Here is a 17,758-nt window from a genome sequence, read left to right on the forward strand (position 1 = left end):
GCCGCCGGTACTAGCCTTGCCGCCCGTGACACCAACCCTGATCTGGATCCTCGTCGTCCTCGTCGCCGTCGGGCTGTACCTGAGCTGGACGGCCGGGCGGCTGGACCGGCTGCATGCCCGGATCGACGCCGCCCGTGCCGCGCTCGACGCGCAACTGCTGCGCCGCGCCTCCGTGGCGCAGGAACTGGCCACCTCCGGGGTGCTCGACCCCGCCGCGTCGATCGTCCTCTACGAGGCCGCGCACGCCGCGCGGCAGGCGGTGGAGGAACAGCGGGAGGTCGCCGAGAGCGAGCTGAGCCAGGCGCTTCGGGCGGTGTTCGCCGACGCCGCGCAGGTGGACGCGGTCCGGGAGGCGCCCGGGGGAGAGGAGGCCGCCCTCGAACTCGCCGAGGCCGTCCGCAGGGTGCCGATGGCCCGCCGCTTCCACAACGACGCCGTGCGCGCCGCCCGCGCGCTGCGGCTGCACCGCAAGGTGCGCTGGTTCCGGCTGGCCGGACACGCCCCGTTCCCCCTGGCGTTCGAGATGGACGACGAGCCGCCGGCGGCGCTGATCGAGCGGGCCGCCTGACAGCGGTTTCCGGCCACCGGGCACCCCGCCCCCGACCGAAAACGAGCCACCGGCTCGTCATTGGCCCTTGCTGTGGCCTGCTCGGTTCACGTTTCCTCAGTGCTGCAGAATCCCCCTCATCCCAGCGAGGTCATTCGTGTCCAGCACGCTCTCCGAAAACCAGGGTCCCGAGACCGGCACCGCGCGCGTGAAGCGCGGCATGGCCGAGCAGCTCAAGGGCGGCGTGATCATGGACGTCGTCACGCCGGAGCAGGCGAAGATCGCCGAGGACGCGGGCGCCGTCGCCGTCATGGCCCTGGAGCGCGTCCCGGCCGACATCCGCAAGGACGGCGGTGTGGCCCGCATGTCCGACCCGGACATGATCGAGGGCATCATCGACGCCGTGTCCATCCCGGTGATGGCGAAGTCCCGCATCGGCCACTTCGTCGAGGCCCAGGTGCTCCAGTCGCTCGGCGTCGACTACATCGACGAGTCCGAGGTCCTCACCCCGGCCGACGAGGTCAACCACTCGGACAAGTGGGCGTTCACCACCCCGTTCGTCTGCGGCGCCACCAACCTGGGCGAGGCCCTGCGCCGCATCGCCGAGGGCGCCGCGATGATCCGCTCCAAGGGCGAGGCCGGCACCGGCAACGTCGTCGAGGCCGTCCGCCACCTGCGCCAGATCAAGAACGAGATCGCCCGCCTGCGCGGCTACGACAACCACGAGCTGTACGCCGCCGCCAAGGAGCTGCGCGCCCCCTACGAGCTGGTCAAGGAGGTCGCCGAGCTGGGCAAGCTGCCGGTCGTGCTGTTCTCCGCCGGCGGTGTGGCCACCCCGGCCGACGCCGCGCTGATGCGTCAGCTGGGCGCCGAGGGCGTCTTCGTCGGCTCCGGCATCTTCAAGTCCGGCGACCCCGCCAAGCGCGCCGCGGCCATCGTGAAGGCGACCACCTTCTACGACGACCCGAAGATCATCGCGGACGCGTCCCGCAACCTGGGCGAGGCCATGGTCGGCATCAACTGCGACACCCTGCCCGAGACCGAGCGCTACGCCAACCGGGGCTGGTGATGACCGCTCCCGTGATCGGAGTGCTCGCACTCCAGGGCGACGTGCGGGAGCATCTGGTGGCCCTGGCCGCGGCGGACGCCGTGGCCGGGCCGGTCCGGCGTCCGGAGGAGCTCGCCGAGGTCGACGGCCTGGTGATCCCGGGCGGGGAGTCCACCACGATCTCCAAGCTGGCCGTGCTCTTCGGCCTGATGGAGCCCCTGCGCGCCCGCGTGCGCGCCGGCATGCCCGTCTACGGCACCTGCGCCGGCATGATCATGCTTGCCGACAAGATCCTCGACCCGCGCTCCGGGCAGGAGACCGTCGGCGGCATCGACATGATCGTGCGCCGCAACGCCTTCGGACGGCAGAACGAGTCCTTCGAGGCCGCCGTCGAGGTCAAGGGCGTTCCCGGGGAACCCGTGGAGGGGGTCTTCATCCGCGCCCCCTGGGTGGAGTCCGTCGGCGCCTCCGCCGAGGTGCTCGCCGAGCACGGCGGACACATCGTCGCGGTCCGCCAGGGCAACGCGCTGGCGACGTCCTTCCACCCGGAGCTGACCGGGGACCACCGGATGCACCGCCTCTTCACCGACATGGTGCGGGCGGACCGGCGGGGCGAGTCCTTGTAGGATTCCTGCGTTCGTTGCAGAGATGGGTTACGCGAAGGAGACAGGCAGATGTCCGGCCACTCTAAATGGGCCACGACGAAGCACAAGAAGGCCGTGATCGACGCCAAGCGCGGCAAGCTCTTCGCGAAGCTCATCAAGAACATCGAGGTCGCGGCCCGGATGGGCGGAGCCGACCCCGACGGCAACCCGACGCTGTACGACGCCATCCAGAAGGCGAAGAAGCAGTCGGTTCCCAACAAGAACATCGACTCCGCGGTCAAGCGCGGCGCGGGTCTCGAGGCCGGCGGCGCCGACTACGAGACGATCATGTACGAGGGCTACGGCCCCAACGGCGTCGCGGTGCTCATCGAGTGCCTCACCGACAACCGCAACCGCGCCGCCTCCGACGTCCGGGTCGCGATGACCCGCAACGGCGGCTCCATGGCCGACCCGGGCTCGGTGTCGTACCTGTTCAACCGCAAGGGCGTGGTGATCGTCCCCAAGGGCGAGCTGACCGAGGACGACGTCCTCGCCGCCGTGCTCGACGCGGGCGCCGAGGAGGTCAACGACCTCGGTGAGAGCTTCGAGGTGCTCAGCGAGCCGACCGACCTGGTCGCGGTCCGCACCGCTCTCCAGGACGCCGGCATCGACTACGAGTCGGCCGACGCCAACTTCGTCCCGACCATGCAGGTCCAGCTGGACGAGGAGGGCGCGAAGAAGATCTTCAAGCTCATCGACGCGCTGGAGGACAGCGACGACGTGCAGAACGTCTTCGCCAACTTCGACGTGAGCGACGAGATCATGGAGAAGGTCGACGCCTGAGGCGTATCACGGCGGCGGGCCGACGGGACACACCCCGTCGGCCCGCCGCTTTGTCGGTGGCACCCGATAGCCTGCACAAACAGGTGATCGAACAAGGGGGTGACGCGTGCGCGTACTGGGGGTGGACCCGGGACTGACCCGGTGCGGTGTCGGCGTCGTCGAAGGGGTCGCGGGACGCCCGCTGACCATGCTCGGCGTGGGAGTCGTCCGCACGCCCGCCGACGCCGACCTCGGACACCGCCTGGTCGCCGTCGAGCAGGGCCTGGAGCAGTGGCTCGACGAGCACCGCCCGGAGTTCGTCGCCGTGGAGCGCGTCTTCAGCCAGCACAACGTGCGCACGGTGATGGGCACCGCCCAGGCCAGCGCCGTCGCCATCCTCTGCGCCTCCCGGCGCGGCATCCCCGTCGCCCTGCACACGCCCAGCGAGGTCAAGGCCGCCGTCACCGGCTCGGGCCGCGCCGACAAGGACCAGGTCGGGGCCATGGTGACCCGCCTGCTCCGGCTCGACGCGCCGCCGAGGCCGGCCGACGCCGCCGACGCCCTCGCGCTCGCCATCTGCCACATCTGGCGCGCCCCCGCCCAGAACCGCCTCCAGCAGGCCGTCGCCGCCCACGCGGCGCGGACCCCGCCGACCACCCCCCGGGCCCCCTCGGCCCGCCACGCATCGAAAGGCCGTACGGCATGATCGCCTTCGTCAGCGGCACGGTCGCCGCCCTCACCCCCGACACCGCGGTGGTCGAGGTCGGCGGCGTCGGCATGGCCGTCCGGTGCACGCCGGACACGCTGTCCACCTTCCGTGTCGGGCAGCCCGCGAAGCTCGCCACGTCCCTCGTCGTCCGCGAGGACTCCCTCACGCTGTACGGCTTCGCCGACGAGGACGGCCGCCAGGTCTTCGAGCGGCTCCAGACCGCCAGCGGCGTCGGCCCCCGGCTCGCCCAGGCCATGCTCGCCGTGCACAGCCCCGACGCCCTGCGCCGCGCCGTGGCCACCGGCGACGAGAAGGCGCTGACCGCCGTCCCCGGCATCGGCAGGAAGGGCGCCCAGAAGCTGCTCCTCGAACTGAAGGACCGGCTCGGCGAGCCCACCGGCGCCCCCGCCGTCGGCGCGCCCGTCACCTCCGGCTGGCGCGACCAGCTGCACGCCGCCCTCATCGGACTGGGGTACGCGACCCGTGAGGCCGACGAAGCCGTGGCCGCGGTGACTCCCCAGGCGGAGGCCGCCGAGGGCGCCGTGCCGGTGGGGCAGCTGCTCAAGTCGGCCCTGCAGACACTGAACCGCGCCCGATAGCCCGCGGACCGCGACCGGCGCCCGCCGGCCCACGACCGCGCCCCGAGTCCGTACGGAGAGCTGAGGCACACGCACATGAACTGGGACGACACGAACGACACCGCCGCCTCCGAGCGGCTGGTGGAATCGGTCGCCGACCGCGAGGACCAGGCCGTCGAGGCCGCGCTGCGCCCCAAGGACCTGGGCGAGTTCATCGGCCAGGAGAAGGTCCGCGAGCAGCTCGACCTGGTGCTGCGCGCCGCCCGCGCCCGCGGCGCCACCGCCGACCACGTGCTGCTCTCCGGTGCCCCCGGCCTCGGCAAGACCACCCTCTCCATGATCATCGCGGCCGAGATGGGCGCCCCCATCCGCATCACCTCGGGCCCCGCCATCCAGCACGCCGGCGATCTCGCCGCGATCCTCTCCTCCCTCCAGGAGGGTGAGGTCCTCTTCCTCGACGAGATCCACCGCATGTCCCGGCCCGCCGAGGAGATGCTGTACATGGCGATGGAGGACTTCCGCGTCGACGTGATCGTCGGCAAGGGCCCCGGCGCCACCGCCATCCCGCTGGAGCTGCCGCCCTTCACCCTGGTCGGCGCCACCACCCGGGCCGGTCTGCTGCCGCCCCCGCTGCGCGACCGCTTCGGTTTCACCGCGCACATGGAGTTCTACGAACCGGGTGAGCTGGAGCGGGTCGTCCACCGCTCGGCGGGCCTGCTCGACGTGGAGATCGACGCCGAGGGCGCCGCAGAGATCGCCGGACGCTCCCGCGGCACGCCCCGCATCGCCAACCGCCTGCTGCGCCGGGTCCGCGACTACGCGCAGGTCAAGGCGGACGGCCGGATCACCAAGGACGTCGCCGCCGCGGCCCTCGCGGTGTACGAGGTGGACGCCCGCGGCCTGGACCGGCTGGACCGGGCGGTGCTGGAGGCGCTGCTGAAGCTGTTCGGCGGCGGTCCGGTCGGCCTGTCCACGCTCGCCGTCGCGGTGGGGGAGGAGCGTGAGACCGTGGAGGAGGTGGCCGAGCCCTTCCTGGTGCGGGAGGGTCTGCTCGCCCGTACCCCGCGGGGACGGGTGGCGACGCCCGCGGCATGGTCGCATCTCGGCCTCACGCCGCCACGCTCGCAGGCCGCCGGAAACGGACAAGGGAACCTGTTCGGGGCGTGACGGCGAGCACGCTGGCCCGGGCAGGAACCCCGGTGCCATGCTGAGCGTTGTTCCGTTGGTGCGGACTCGCTTAGACTCCGCCGATGCCGCCCTTGTCGGCGGCACCACATACCCCCAACCATCAGGCCGTTCACCATCGCGGTCGTGTGAAGGAAGTTCCGACCCGTGAGTCTCCTGACCCTCCTCCCGTTCATTGTGCTCATCGGGGCCATGTTCCTGATGACCCGGTCGGCCAAGAAGAAGCAGCAGCAGGCCATCGAGATGCGGAACCAGATGCAGCCCGGTTCCGGCGTCCGCACGATCGGGGGCATGTACGCCACGGTCAAGGAGGTCAGCGAGGACACCGTCCTCCTCGACGCCGGGCCGGGTGTGGAGCTGCTGTTCGCCAAGAACTCGATCGGTGCCGTCCTGACCGACGAGGAGTACAACCGCATCGTGCACGGCATCGAGCACGACCTGCAGTCCGACGCCGACGTCGTCCCCGACGACGCCTCCTCCCTCACCGACACCGACGACGCCTCCGACGCTGCCGCCGACTCCGACGACACGCCTGTCGACCTCGGCAAGAAGGACGCGGGGGACGAGCCGGCCGACGCCACGGCGGACGCGCGCGCGAAGAAGTCCGACGGCGACTCCGACGCGAAGTAGCCGCGTTCCGGGGCGCGCGGGAGGACCCCGCGCGCCCCGGATCATGCCCGGCTCGCACGGGATCATCCCGACACCATGTCATGGCCGCCGGCCTCCCGACCGGGGACGAGGCGGCCCGAGAGGGAGTACGAGAAGGTGGCAGCACTCAAAAAGGGACGGAACGCGAGCGCCACAAGCAAGCCGTGGCGCTCGCTGGCTCTGATCCTGATCGCCATCGTGGCGCTCACCGGAGGGATGTTCGCCTCCGGGCACACCACTCCGCGTCTCGGCATCGACCTGGCCGGCGGAACGAGCATCACGCTGGCGGCGGTCCCCGAGGCGGGCCAGGAGTCCGCGATCAACAAGACCAACATGGACACCGCGGTCTCCATCATGGAGCGGCGTGTCAACGGTCTGGGCGTCTCCGAGGCCGAGGTCCAGACGCAGGGCGACCGCAACATCATCGTCAACATTCCCAAGGGCACGAATTCCAAGCAGGCCCGGGAACAGGTCGGCACCACCGCCAAGCTCTACTTCCGTCCCGTGATCGCCACCGAGCTGGCCGGGGGCGGCGCCGCCCCCCAGCCCAGTGCGACCGGCGAGCCCTCCGCCGACCCCTCCGGCGACAAGGCCGGGGACAAGGCGACGGACGGCGCGAGCCAGGAGGCCACCGACGGCTCCTCGGCGTCCGCCGACCCCTCGGCGAGCGCCACCACCCAGGGCCGCGCGGTCACCGACGCCCTCAAGGCCGACGCGAGCCCGTCCCCCTCGGACAAGGCCAGCCCCTCCCCGTCCGCGACGGGCGGCGCCGCCGACGACTCCGACGCCAAGCTCCAGGCCGAGTACGCCAAGCTCGACTGCACCAAGGAGAGCGTCCGCGCCACGGCCGGTGACGGCGCCAAGGCCACCGAGTCCACCGTCGCCTGTGGCCAGAACTCCCAGGGTCAGTGGCAGAAGTACATCCTCGGCCCGGCCGCCGTCGACGGCACCGACGTCGACGAGGCCGACGCCGTCCTGAACACCACCTCCGGCGCCGGCTGGACCGTGACCATGAAGTTCACGGGCGAGGGCTCCAAGAAGTTCGCCGACATCACCGGCCAGCTCGCGCAGAAGCAGTCGCCGCAGAACCAGTTCGCGATCGTCCTGGACGGCGAGGTCGTCTCCGACCCGTACGTCCGGCAGGCGCTGACCGGCGGCAACGCCGAGATCTCCGGCAACTTCAATCAGCAGTCGGCGCAGGAACTGGCCAACATGCTGTCCTACGGCGCCCTGCCGCTGACCTTCCGCGAGGACAGCGTCACCACCGTCACCGCCGCCCTCGGCGGCGAGCAGCTCCAGGCCGGTCTGATCGCCGGCGCCATCGGCCTCGCGCTGGTGATCCTGTACCTGCTCTTCTACTACCGCGGTCTGTCGTTCATCGCCATCGCGTCGCTGATGGTCTCCGCGGCCCTCACCTACGTGATCATGGCACTGCTCGGCCCGACCATCGGCTTCGCGCTGAACCTGCCGGCCGTCTGCGGCGCCATCGTCGCCATCGGCATCACGGCGGACTCGTTCATCGTGTACTTCGAACGGGTCCGGGACGAGATCCGTGAGGGCCGCTCCCTGCGCCCCTCCGTGGAGCGGGCCTGGCCGCGCGCCCGGCGCACCATCCTGGTCTCCGACTTCGTGTCCTTCCTCGCCGCCGCCGTGCTCTTCGTGGTCACCGTCGGCAAGGTGCAGGGCTTCGCGTTCACCCTGGGTCTGACCACCGTCCTCGACGTCGTGGTGGTGTTCCTCTTCACCAAGCCGCTGCTGACGCTGATGGCCCGCCGCAAGTTCTTCGCGAGCGGCCACAAGTGGTCCGGTCTCGACCCGAAGGCGCTGGGCGCGAAACCGCCGCTGCGCCGCACCCGTCGTCCCTCCGCCCCTGCCCAGACGAAGGAGGCGTGAGAGATGTCGAAGCTCGGCACCCTCGGCGCCCGACTGCACCACGGCGAGATCGGCTACGACTTCGTCAAGAACCGCAAGATCTGGTACGGCATCTCGATCCTCATCACCATCACGGCCATCGTCGGCCTGGCGGTGCGCGGCCTGCACATGGGCATCGAGTTCCAGGGCGGCGCGGTCTTCACCACCCCGAAGAACATGAGCGTCTCGGTGTCCACCGCCGAGGGCTACGCGGAGGACGCCTCCGGCCACGACGCCATCGTCCAGAAGCTCGGCGACGGCAGCATGCGCATCCAGGTCGCGGGCATCGACACCAAGACCTCGGACACCATCAAGGAGCGCCTCGCCGGCGACCTCAAGGTCGACGCCGAGAAGATCAACGCCGAACTGGTCGGTCCGAGCTGGGGCGAGCAGATCGCCAACAAGGCCTGGCAGGGCCTGGGGATCTTCCTGATCCTGGTGGTGATCTATCTGGCGATCGCCTTCGAGTGGCGGATGGCCCTCGCCGCGTTCGTCGCGCTGATCCACGACATCACCATCACGGTCGGGATCTACGCCCTCGTCGGCTTCGAGGTCACCCCCGGCACGGTGATCGGTCTGCTCACCATCCTCGGCTACTCGCTGTACGACACGGTGGTCGTCTTCGACAGCCTCAAGGAACAGACCAGGGACATCACCAAGCAGACCCGCTGGACCTACAGCGAGATCGCCAACCGGTCGATCAACAGCACCCTGGTGCGGTCGATCAACACCACGGTGGTCGCGCTGCTTCCGGTGGCGGGCCTGCTGTTCATCGGCGGCGGCGTCCTCGGCGCCGGCATGCTGAACGACATCTCCCTGTCGCTGTTCGTGGGTCTCGCCGCCGGTGCGTACTCCTCGATCTTCATCGCCACCCCGCTCGTCGCCGACCTCAAGGAGCGCGAGCCGGCCATGAAGAGCCTGAAGAAGCGCGTGCTCGCCAAGCGCGCCCAGGGCGGCGACCCGGACGAGGGCCAGGACGCCCCGGTGACCGACGACGGACGCGACGAGCCCGCCGACGTCGCGGCGGCGGTCGTCGGACCGCGCAACCAGCCCGCGTCCCGTGCCCGCGGCCGCGGCCGACCCTCGGGGAAGCGCCGATGACCGACCACGCCGACCTGTCCGCCCTGCTGCAGAGCCGCATCCGGGACGTGGCGGACTATCCGGAACCGGGCGTGATGTTCAAGGACATCACCCCGCTCCTGGCCGACCCCAAGGCGTTCGACGCGCTCACGGAGGCCCTCGCTGACGTCGCCCACCGGGCCGGCGCCACCAAGGTCGTCGGCCTGGAGGCCCGCGGGTTCATCCTCGGCGCCCCGGTCGCCGTCCGCGCCGGCCTGGGCTTCATCCCCGTCCGCAAGGCGGGCAAGCTCCCCGGCGCCACCCTCAGCCAGTCCTACGACCTGGAGTACGGCTCGGCCGAGATCGAGGTCCACGCGGAGGACCTCGGCGCCGAGGACCGCGTCCTGGTCGTCGACGACGTCCTGGCCACCGGCGGCACCGCCGAGGCGTCCCTCCAGCTCATCCGCAGGGCGGGTGCCGAGGTCGCCGGCCTCGCCGTGCTGATGGAGCTCGGCTTCCTCGGCGGCCGGGCCCGGCTGGAGCCCGCCCTGGCGGGCGCACCGCTGGAGGCGCTGCTCACGGTCTGAGGACCCTTGGGGCACCGGAGACGGCCCCTGGAAACACCACGCAGGCGGACCCGGAGGAATCCGGCGTCCGCCTCGTGCGTTTCTCCTGTTGACGGTCCTCACACCGTTCCGGAGGCGATCGGCGGGCCCGGGCTCGCTACCATGGGGTCTCCGGAGCCTGACCGGGGGACCCGGATCGCGCACGAGGAGCCCTCTTGCCAGACGAGGCCCAGCACCTGACCGCCGCCAAGCCCGAGCCCGCCTCGGCCCCGGCGGCCAAGCCCGCGCCGGACACGCCCCACGCGAAGAACGACACCCGCGGGCCGGTCCAGCGTGCCCAGGGGGCTCCCGTGGACAAGCCCGAGCAGCCGCGGCCCAAGCCGTCCCCTCCCGAGCGCTCCGGGTCCCCGGCCCGCCCCAACACCGGCCAGCCCCGCTCCGGCTCCTCCAACCGTGTCCGTGCCCGCCTGGCCCGGCTCGGCGTCCAGCGGGCCAACCCGTACAACCCGGTGCTGGAGCCGCTGCTGCGGATCGTGCGCGGCAACGACCCCAAGATCGAGAACGCCACGCTCCGCCAGATCGAGAAGGCGTACCAGGTAGCCGAGCGCTGGCACCGCGGCCAGAAGCGCAAGAGCGGCGACCCGTACATCACGCACCCGCTCGCGGTGACCACCATCCTCGCCGAGCTCGGCATGGACCCGGCGACGCTGATGGCCGGCCTGCTGCACGACACGGTCGAGGACACCGAGTACGGCCTGGAGGATCTGCGCCGCGACTTCGGCGACGTGGTCGCGCTGCTCGTCGACGGCGTCACCAAGCTGGACAAGGTCAAGTTCGGCGAGGCCGCGCAGGCCGAGACCGTGCGCAAGATGGTCGTGGCCATGGCCAAGGACCCCCGCGTCCTGGTCATCAAGCTCGCCGACCGCCTGCACAACATGCGCACCATGCGCTACCTCAAACGTGAGAAGCAGGAGAAGAAGGCGCGCGAGACCCTGGAGATCTACGCGCCGCTCGCCCACCGCCTGGGCATGAACACCATCAAGTGGGAGCTGGAGGACCTCGCCTTCGCGATCCTCTACCCCAAGATGTACGACGAGATCGTCCGCCTGGTCGCCGAGCGCGCCCCCAAGCGCGACGAGTACCTCGCCGTCGTCACCGACGAGGTGCAGCAGGACCTGCGGGCCGCCCGCATCAAGGCGACCGTCACCGGCCGCCCCAAGCACTACTACAGCGTCTACCAGAAGATGATCGTCCGCGGCCGTGACTTCGCGGAGATCTACGACCTGGTGGGCATCCGCGTCCTCGTGGACACCGTCCGCGACTGCTACGCGGCCCTCGGCACGGTGCACGCGCGATGGAATCCGGTCCCCGGCCGGTTCAAGGACTACATCGCGATGCCCAAGTTCAACATGTACCAGTCGCTGCACACGACGGTCATCGGCCCAGGCGGCAAGCCCGTCGAGCTGCAGATCCGCACGTTCGACATGCACCGCCGCGCCGAGTACGGCATCGCCGCGCACTGGAAGTACAAGCAGGAGGCCGTCGCCGGCGCTTCCAAGATCCGCACCGACGCGCCCAGGTCGTCCGGCAAGAGCAAGGACGACCACCTCAACGACATGGCGTGGCTGCGCCAGCTCCTCGACTGGCAGAAGGAGACCGAGGACCCGGGCGAGTTCCTGGAGTCGCTGCGCTTCGACCTCTCGCGCAACGAGGTCTTCGTCTTCACCCCGAAGGGCGACGTCATAGCGCTGCCCGCGGGCGCCACCCCCGTGGACTTCGCGTACGCGGTGCACACCGAGGTCGGCCACCGCACCATAGGCGCCCGGGTCAACGGCCGTCTGGTGCCGCTGGAGTCGACCCTCGACAACGGCGACCTGGTGGAGGTCTTCACCTCCAAGGCGGCCGGCGCGGGCCCCTCCCGCGACTGGCTCGGCTTCGTGAAGTCGCCCCGCGCCCGCAACAAGATCCGCGCCTGGTTCTCCAAGGAGCGCCGCGACGAGGCGATCGAGCAGGGCAAGGACTCCATCGTCCGCGCCATGCGCAAGCAGAACCTCCCCATCCAGCGCATCCTCACCGGCGACTCGCTCGTCACGCTGGCGCACGAGATGCGCTACTCGGACATCTCCGCGCTGTACGCGGCGATCGGCGAGGGGCACGTCTCCGCGCAGAACATCGTGCAGAAGCTGGTGCAGGCACTCGGCGGCGAGGAGGCGGCCACCGAGGAGATCGACGAGTCGGTCCCGCCCACCCGCAGCCGCCGCAAGCGCCGCTCCAGCGCCGACCCCGGCGTCGTCGTCAAGGGCGTCGAGGACGTGTGGGTCAAGCTGGCCCGCTGCTGCACGCCGGTGCCCGGCGACCCGATCATCGGCTTCGTCACCCGCGGCAGCGGCGTCTCGGTCCACCGCAGCGACTGCGTGAACGTCGACTCGCTGTCCCGCGAGCCGGAGCGGATCCTCGAGGTCGAGTGGGCGCCCACCCAGTCCTCGGTGTTCCTCGTCGCCATCCAGGTCGAGGCGCTGGACCGCTCCCGGCTGCTGTCGGACGTCACGCGCGTGCTGTCCGACCAGCACGTCAACATCCTGTCCGCGGCCGTCCAGACCTCCCGCGACCGGGTCGCCACCTCCCGCTTCACCTTCGAGATGGGCGACCCCAAGCACCTCGGCCACGTCCTGAAGGCCGTACGCGGGGTGGAGGGCGTCTACGACGTCTACCGCGTCACCTCGGCACGCAACCGCGGCTAGCACGAGGCGAGGACAAACGAAGGGGCCGCCGTACCCGAGGTACGGCGGCCCCTTCGTCGTGTCCGTCGCCCTGACTCAGCCGCCGAACTCCTGGAGACCCTTCAGGGCCTGGTCCAGCAAGGCCTGGCGGCCCTCCAGCTCGCGCTCCAGCTTCTCCGCCTTCGCGGTGTTGCCCTGCGCGCGGGCCTGCTCGATCTGGCCCTTCAGCTTGTCCACGGCGGCCTGCAGCTGACCGGTCAGACCCTCGGCCCGGGCACGGGCCTCCGGGTTGGTGCGGCGCCACTCGGCCTCCTCGGCCTCCTGGATCGCGCGCTCCACGGTGTGCATCCGGCCCTCGACCTTCGGGCGGGCGTCCCTCGGCACATGGCCGATGGCCTCCCAGCGCTCGTTGATCGCACGGAACGCGGCCCTTGCGGCCTTCAGATCCGTGATCGGCAGCAGCTTCTCCGCCTCGCCGGCCAGCTCCTCCTTGAGCTTGAGGTTCTCCGCCTGCTCCGCGTCACGCTCGGCGAACACCGAGGAACGGGCCGCGAAGAAGACGTCCTGGGCGCTGCGGAAGCGGTTCCACAGCTCTTCCTCGTGCTCGCGCTGGGCACGGCCGGCGGCCTTCCACTGCGCCATCAGATCGCGGTACCGGGCCGCCGTCGGGCCCCAGTCCGTCGAGCCCGACAGCGCCTCGGCCTCGGCGACCAGCTGCTCCTTGACCCGGCGGGCGTCCTCGCGCTGCGCGTCCAGCTGCGCGAAGTGCTGCTTGCGCCGCTTGGAGAACGCCGACCGCGCGTGCGAGAACCGGTGCCACAGCTCGTCGTCGGACTTGCGGTCCAGCCGCGGCAGACCCTTCCAGGTGTCCACCAGGGCCCGCAGCCGCTCGCCGGCCGCCCGCCACTGGTCGGACTGCGCCAGCTCCTCGGCCTCGACGACCAGCGCCTCCTTGGCCTGCCGCGCCTCCTCGGACTGCCGGGCCCGCTGCGCCTTGCGCTCCTCGCGGCGCTTGTCGACCAGCTCCACGAGCTTGTCCAGCCGTGCCCTGAGGGCGTCCAGGTCACCGACCGCGTGATGGGCGTCGACCTGCTCGCGCAGGTGGTCGATCGCGGCCATGGCGTCCTTGGACGACAGGTCGGTGGTCCTCACCCGCTTCTCGAGGAGGCCGATCTCGACAACCAGGCCCTCGTACTTGCGCTCGAAGTAGGCCAGCGCCTCGTCAGGGGAGCCGGCCTGCCAGGAACCGACGACCTTCTCGCCGTCGGCCGTACGCACGTACACGGTCCCCGTCTCGTCGACGCGGCCCCACGGGTCGCTGCTCACAGCGCCTCCTCCACATGATGCCGTCGAGGGGCCTGTGCGCTCCCCCGGGCATCGTCCACAGTTTCGTCACGGCCAACATAGGCGACCGACGGGATGCCTGTCCGCATCCCGCGCGACCGAAATTACGCAGTTGGGGCTCAGGATGCGGTGACGGTCGCCTTGTCGATCACGACCGTCGCGTTGGGCGCCCCGTCGCCGGCCCCGGTGCTCTCCCCGGCGTCGGCGATCTTCTTCAGAACCTTCAGGCCCGCGTCCGAGACGGTGCCGAACGGTGTGTAGCTGGGCGGGAGCTGGCTGTCCTCGTAGACCAGGAAGAACTGGCTGCCGCCACTGTCCTTCTGCCCGGTGTTGGCCATCGCCACCGTGCCCGCGGGGTAGGTGTTGTTCTTCAGGCTCGCGTCCTTCAGGTTCTCGTCCGGGATGGTGTAGCCGGGACCGCCGGTGCCGGTGCCCGTCGGGTCGCCGCACTGCAGGACGTAGATGCCGTTGGTGGTGAGCCGGTGGCACTTGGTGTGGTCGAAGTAGCCCTTGCCCGCCAGGAAGTGGAACGAGTTGACCGTGTGCGGGGCCGCCGACGCCTTCAGCGCCACGTCTATCGTTCCGCAGGTGGTCTCGAGCCTCATCGTGTACTTCGCAGACTTGTCGATCGACAGCGCCGGCTCCTTCTTCCACGTCTGCTTCTCGACCTCGCCCGCGGCCGGCTTCTCGCACGGGTCCGGGGCCTTGGAGGTCTTTTCGGCCTCCGGCGTGACCTCCGCGGCCGCGTTGGTCTTGTCGTCGTCCTGCTCGAGCACCCCCGTCGTGTACAGCGCGAGGCTGCCGATCAGAGTCACACCGAGCACCGACGCGATGACCGCGTTGCGGACCCGCGTTTTGCGCCGCGCCTCGGTACGCCGCTGCTGCTGCCGCAAGAACTTCTCCCGGGCGAGCTGACGCCGCCGCTGCTCCTGGCTGACCACCGGGTTCTCTCCTCATGCGTCTCGTGTGCCGGCCGGTACGCGTGCGTGCGTGCGGTGAGCCGACCGCCTGCGTGTGCCCCGTACCGTATATGGGTTCGCTGAGGAATCGGCAGCGCCGGTAGGCTCTGACCACGGGCGCAGCCCGTCGCAAGCCTCCCGTACCGACACAAACGAAGGACGATCGTGCTCATTGCCGGGTTCCCCGCCGGAGCATGGGGGACGAACTGTTATCTCGTCGCCCCCGCCGCCGGCGAGGAGTGCGTGATCATCGACCCGGGCCACCAGGCCGCCGACGGTGTGGCGGAGGCGGTCCGCAAGCACCGGCTCAAGCCCGTCGCCGTCGTCCTCACCCACGGCCACATCGACCACGTCGCCTCGGTGGTGCCGGTCTGCGGCGCGCACGACGTGCCAGCCTGGATCCACCCCGAGGACCGGTACATGATGAGCGACCCGGAGAAGGGCATAGGCCGGTCCATCGGCATGCCGCTCCTGGGGGAGCTGACGGTGGGGGAGCCGGACGACGTCAAGGAACTCACCGACGGCGCCGCGCTGAAGCTGGCGGGTCTCGAGTTCTCCGTCGCGCACGCCCCGGGCCATACCAAGGGGTCGGTGACCTTCAGCCTGCCCGAGTCGGCCGACATCCCGCCGGTCATGTTCTCGGGCGACCTGTTGTTCGCCGGCTCCGTCGGACGCACCGACCTGCCCGGCGGTGACATGGCCGAGATGCTCGACTCGCTGGCCCGCGTGTGCCTGCCGCTCGACGACTCGACCGTGGTGCTGTCCGGACACGGCCCCCAGACCACCATCGGCCAGGAGCGCGCCACCAACCCGTATCTGCGGCAGGTGGCCGCCGGCCCGGGAGCCCGGACCGAGGCTCCCCGACGAGGAATGTGACACTTCCGTGAGCACCTTCAAGGCCCCCAAGGGCACCTACGACCTGCTGCCGCCCGAGTCCGCCAAGTACCTCGCCGTGCGCGAGGCGATCGCCGCCCCGCTGCGCGGCTCCGGCTACGGCTACATCGAGACGCCCGGCTTCGAGAACGTCGAGCTGTTCGCACGCGGCGTCGGCGAGTCCACCGACATCGTCACCAAGGAGATGTACGCCTTCGAGACCAAGGGCGGCGACAGGCTCGCCCTGCGTCCCGAGGGCACCGCCTCCGTGCTGCGCGCCGCGCTGGAGGCCAATCTGCACAAGGCGGGCAACCTGCCGGTCAAACTCTGGTACTCCGGCTCGTACTACCGCTACGAGCGCCCGCAGAAGGGGCGTTACCGGCACTTCTCCCAGGTGGGCGCCGAGGCGATCGGCGCCGAGGACCCGGCCCTCGACGCCGAGCTGATCATCCTGGCCGACCAGGCGTACCGTTCCCTGGGCCTGCAGAACTTCCGCATCCTGCTCAACAGCCTGGGCGACAAGGAGTGCCGACCCGTCTACCGGGAGGCGCTGCAGAACTTCCTGCGCGGTCTGGACCTCGACGAGGACACCCTGCGCCGCGCGGAGATCAACCCGCTGCGCGTCCTGGACGACAAGCGCGAATCGGTGCAGAAGCAGCTCGGCGACGCCCCGCTGCTGCGCGACTACCTCTGCGACGCCTGCAAGGCGTACCACGAGGAGGTGCGCGAGCTGGTCACGGCGGCGGGCGTGGTCTTCGAGGACGACCCCAAGCTGGTGCGCGGCCTGGACTACTACACCCGCACCACGTTCGAGTTCGTCCACGACGGCCTCGGCTCCCAGTCCGCGGTGGGCGGCGGCGGCCGCTACGACGGCCTGTCCGAGATGATCGGCGGCCCCGCGCTGCCGTCCGTCGGCTGGGCGCTCGGCGTCGACCGCACGGTGCTGGCCCTGGAGGCGGAGGGTGTCGAGCTCGAACTGCCCGTCACCACCAGCGTGTTCGCCGTGCCGCTCGGCGACGAGGCCCGCCGGGTGCTGTTCGCGAAGGTCACCGAGCTGCGCAAGAACGGCGTGGCCGCGGACTTCTCCTACGGCGGCAAGGGCCTCAAGGCCGCGATGAAGGCGGCCAACCGCTCGGGCGCGCGGTACGCGCTGATCCTCGGTGAGCGTGACATCGAGCAGGGCCTGGTCCAGCTCAAGGACCTGGAGTCCGGCGAGCAGACCGCGGTCGGCCTGAACGAGATCGTGGCGGAGCTCGAGTCCCGCCTCGGCTGAGACGTCCCGTTCCGGGCGCCGGGTCTCTTGCCGAGGGGCCCGGCGCCCGTGCGTCGTCAACGACACGGATTCCGACTCCACCCCGGCGGGGGACCCCGGACCGGACGCGTGTGCGGAACCCCGCGAGAACCGGCCGGAACCCTGCACCCCGGGCCGAACGCCCGTACGTCCTTATGCGGGTCCAACGGCGCGTTCACGGGACCGTACGGCACAATGACCCCTGCCCGAAGCAGGTCCAGACTCACCAGTGACGGAATCGGCGTATGAGCAGGACGACAGTCAGGGACGTCGACATGGAGCCAGAACCTTCCGCGTCGCAGCAGCGAGCCGCGACCGCACCGCGCACCGAGGGCGCGAGCCGTGCCCTCGCGCTGCTCCTGGTGATCACCGGCGCGGCCGGCGTGCTCGCCGCCTGGGTGATCACGCTCGACAAGTTCAAGCTGCTCGAGGCCAAGGTCAAGGGCGAGACGTTCGTCCCCGGCTGCAGCCTCAACCCCGTCGTCTCCTGCGGCAGCGTCATGGAGAGCGACCAGGCCTCCGTGTTCGGCTTCCCCAACCCGATGCTCGGCCTGGTGACCTACGGCATCGTGGTCTGCGTCGGCGTGAGCCTGCTCGCCCGGGCCCGCTTCCCCCGCTGGTACTGGCTCACCTTCAACGCGGGCACCCTCTTCGGCGTCGGCTTCTGCGCCTGGCTGATGTTCCAGTCCCTGTACCGGATCAACGCCCTGTGCCTGTGGTGCTGCCTCGCCTGGGTCGCCACGATCGTCATGTTCTGGTACGTGACGTCCTTCAACATCCGCAAGGGCTTCCTGCCCGCGCCCTCCTGGCTCAAGAGCTTCTTCGGCGAGTTCACCTGGGTCCTGCCGGTGCTGCACATCGGCATCATCGGCATGCTGATCCTGACCCGCTGGTGGGACTTCTGGACCAGCTGA

The 17,758-nt window shown here is 70.6% G+C and carries 17 protein-coding genes; 15 read left to right on the forward strand and 2 right to left on the reverse strand.

Annotated features, from left to right (window positions below):
• The first annotated feature begins 25 nt into the window (after positions 1-25).
• The 12 genes from ELQ39_RS26720 (at position 26) to relA (ending at position 12,398) form a co-directional block, all read left to right on the forward strand.
• Complete coding sequence (locus ELQ39_RS26720) at positions 26-568, forward strand: hypothetical protein (RefSeq protein WP_190004202.1); 543 nt, start codon at positions 26-28, stop codon at positions 566-568.
• Between the two features lie 136 nt (positions 569-704).
• Complete coding sequence (gene pdxS, locus ELQ39_RS26725) at positions 705-1,616, forward strand: pyridoxal 5'-phosphate synthase lyase subunit PdxS (protein WP_048458196.1); 912 nt, start codon at positions 705-707, stop codon at positions 1,614-1,616.
• Positions 1,616-2,221 carry a pyridoxal 5'-phosphate synthase glutaminase subunit PdxT gene (gene pdxT, locus ELQ39_RS26730; protein WP_190004203.1) on the forward strand — a complete coding sequence of 202 codons (606 nt, stop codon included), beginning with the start codon at positions 1,616-1,618 and terminating at the stop codon, positions 2,219-2,221. Before pdxS ends, pdxT begins: the two co-directional genes overlap by 1 nt.
• Before the next feature lie 48 nt (positions 2,222-2,269).
• Positions 2,270-3,022, forward strand: a complete 753-nt coding sequence (locus ELQ39_RS26735; protein WP_190004204.1) for a YebC/PmpR family DNA-binding transcriptional regulator — start codon at positions 2,270-2,272, stop codon at positions 3,020-3,022.
• A 106-nt stretch (positions 3,023-3,128) separates the two neighbouring features.
• The gene (gene ruvC / locus ELQ39_RS26740; protein WP_190004205.1) at positions 3,129-3,707 is read left to right on the forward strand and encodes a crossover junction endodeoxyribonuclease RuvC; all 579 of its coding nucleotides are present in this window, start codon (positions 3,129-3,131) and stop codon (positions 3,705-3,707) included.
• Positions 3,704-4,309: a Holliday junction branch migration protein RuvA gene (gene ruvA, locus ELQ39_RS26745; RefSeq protein WP_242594360.1), complete on the forward strand. Its 606-nt coding sequence runs from the start codon at positions 3,704-3,706 to the stop codon at positions 4,307-4,309. The genes ruvC and ruvA overlap by 4 nt, the downstream gene beginning before the upstream one ends.
• Positions 4,310-4,384: 75 nt before the next feature.
• Complete coding sequence (gene ruvB, locus ELQ39_RS26750) at positions 4,385-5,455, forward strand: Holliday junction branch migration DNA helicase RuvB (RefSeq protein ID WP_190004207.1); 1,071 nt, start codon at positions 4,385-4,387, stop codon at positions 5,453-5,455.
• 165 nt (positions 5,456-5,620) lie between these two features.
• The gene (gene yajC / locus ELQ39_RS26755) at positions 5,621-6,103 is read left to right on the forward strand and encodes a preprotein translocase subunit YajC (protein ID WP_190004208.1); all 483 of its coding nucleotides are present in this window, start codon (positions 5,621-5,623) and stop codon (positions 6,101-6,103) included.
• Between the two features lie 135 nt (positions 6,104-6,238).
• The gene (gene secD, locus ELQ39_RS26760) at positions 6,239-8,014 is read left to right on the forward strand and encodes a protein translocase subunit SecD (RefSeq protein ID WP_190004209.1); all 1,776 of its coding nucleotides are present in this window, start codon (positions 6,239-6,241) and stop codon (positions 8,012-8,014) included.
• Between the two features lie 3 nt (positions 8,015-8,017).
• The gene (secF, locus tag ELQ39_RS26765) at positions 8,018-9,133 is read left to right on the forward strand and encodes a protein translocase subunit SecF (RefSeq protein WP_242594362.1); all 1,116 of its coding nucleotides are present in this window, start codon (positions 8,018-8,020) and stop codon (positions 9,131-9,133) included.
• Positions 9,130-9,678 carry an adenine phosphoribosyltransferase gene (locus ELQ39_RS26770; RefSeq protein WP_190004211.1) on the forward strand — a complete coding sequence of 183 codons (549 nt, stop codon included), beginning with the start codon at positions 9,130-9,132 and terminating at the stop codon, positions 9,676-9,678. The genes secF and ELQ39_RS26770 overlap by 4 nt, the downstream gene beginning before the upstream one ends.
• Before the next feature lie 194 nt (positions 9,679-9,872).
• Entirely contained in the window at positions 9,873-12,398 is a 2,526-nt protein-coding gene (gene relA / locus ELQ39_RS26775) for a GTP pyrophosphokinase (protein WP_242594364.1), read from the forward strand.
• Positions 12,399-12,473: 75 nt separating this feature from the next.
• Here relA and ELQ39_RS26780 read toward each other — a convergent pair whose 3' ends face one another.
• Together ELQ39_RS26780 and ELQ39_RS26785 are read right to left on the reverse strand one after the other, a co-directional pair.
• Positions 12,474-13,703: a DUF349 domain-containing protein gene (locus ELQ39_RS26780; RefSeq protein WP_190004213.1), complete on the reverse strand. Its 1,230-nt coding sequence runs from the start codon at positions 13,701-13,703 to the stop codon at positions 12,474-12,476.
• A gap of 137 nt (positions 13,704-13,840) precedes the next feature.
• Positions 13,841-14,662 carry a peptidylprolyl isomerase gene (locus ELQ39_RS26785; RefSeq protein ID WP_242594366.1) on the reverse strand — a complete coding sequence of 274 codons (822 nt, stop codon included), beginning with the start codon at positions 14,660-14,662 and terminating at the stop codon, positions 13,841-13,843.
• A 183-nt stretch (positions 14,663-14,845) separates the two neighbouring features.
• Here ELQ39_RS26785 and ELQ39_RS26790 point away from each other — a divergent pair, with 183 nt between their 5' ends.
• From ELQ39_RS26790 to ELQ39_RS26800, 3 genes are all read left to right on the forward strand, one after another.
• Complete coding sequence (locus tag ELQ39_RS26790; RefSeq protein ID WP_242594369.1) at positions 14,846-15,556, forward strand: MBL fold metallo-hydrolase; 711 nt, start codon at positions 14,846-14,848, stop codon at positions 15,554-15,556.
• 7 nt (positions 15,557-15,563) lie between these two features.
• Positions 15,564-16,826 carry a histidine--tRNA ligase gene (gene hisS / locus ELQ39_RS26795; protein WP_190004216.1) on the forward strand — a complete coding sequence of 421 codons (1,263 nt, stop codon included), beginning with the start codon at positions 15,564-15,566 and terminating at the stop codon, positions 16,824-16,826.
• A 263-nt stretch (positions 16,827-17,089) separates the two neighbouring features.
• Positions 17,090-17,758, forward strand: coding sequence for a vitamin K epoxide reductase family protein (locus tag ELQ39_RS26800; protein ID WP_190004217.1), 669 nt, complete (start codon positions 17,090-17,092; stop codon positions 17,756-17,758).

It is taken from the genome of Streptomyces sp. GB4-14, assembly GCF_022696125.1.
GTDB lineage: Bacteria > Actinomycetota > Actinomycetes > Streptomycetales > Streptomycetaceae > Streptomyces > Streptomyces werraensis.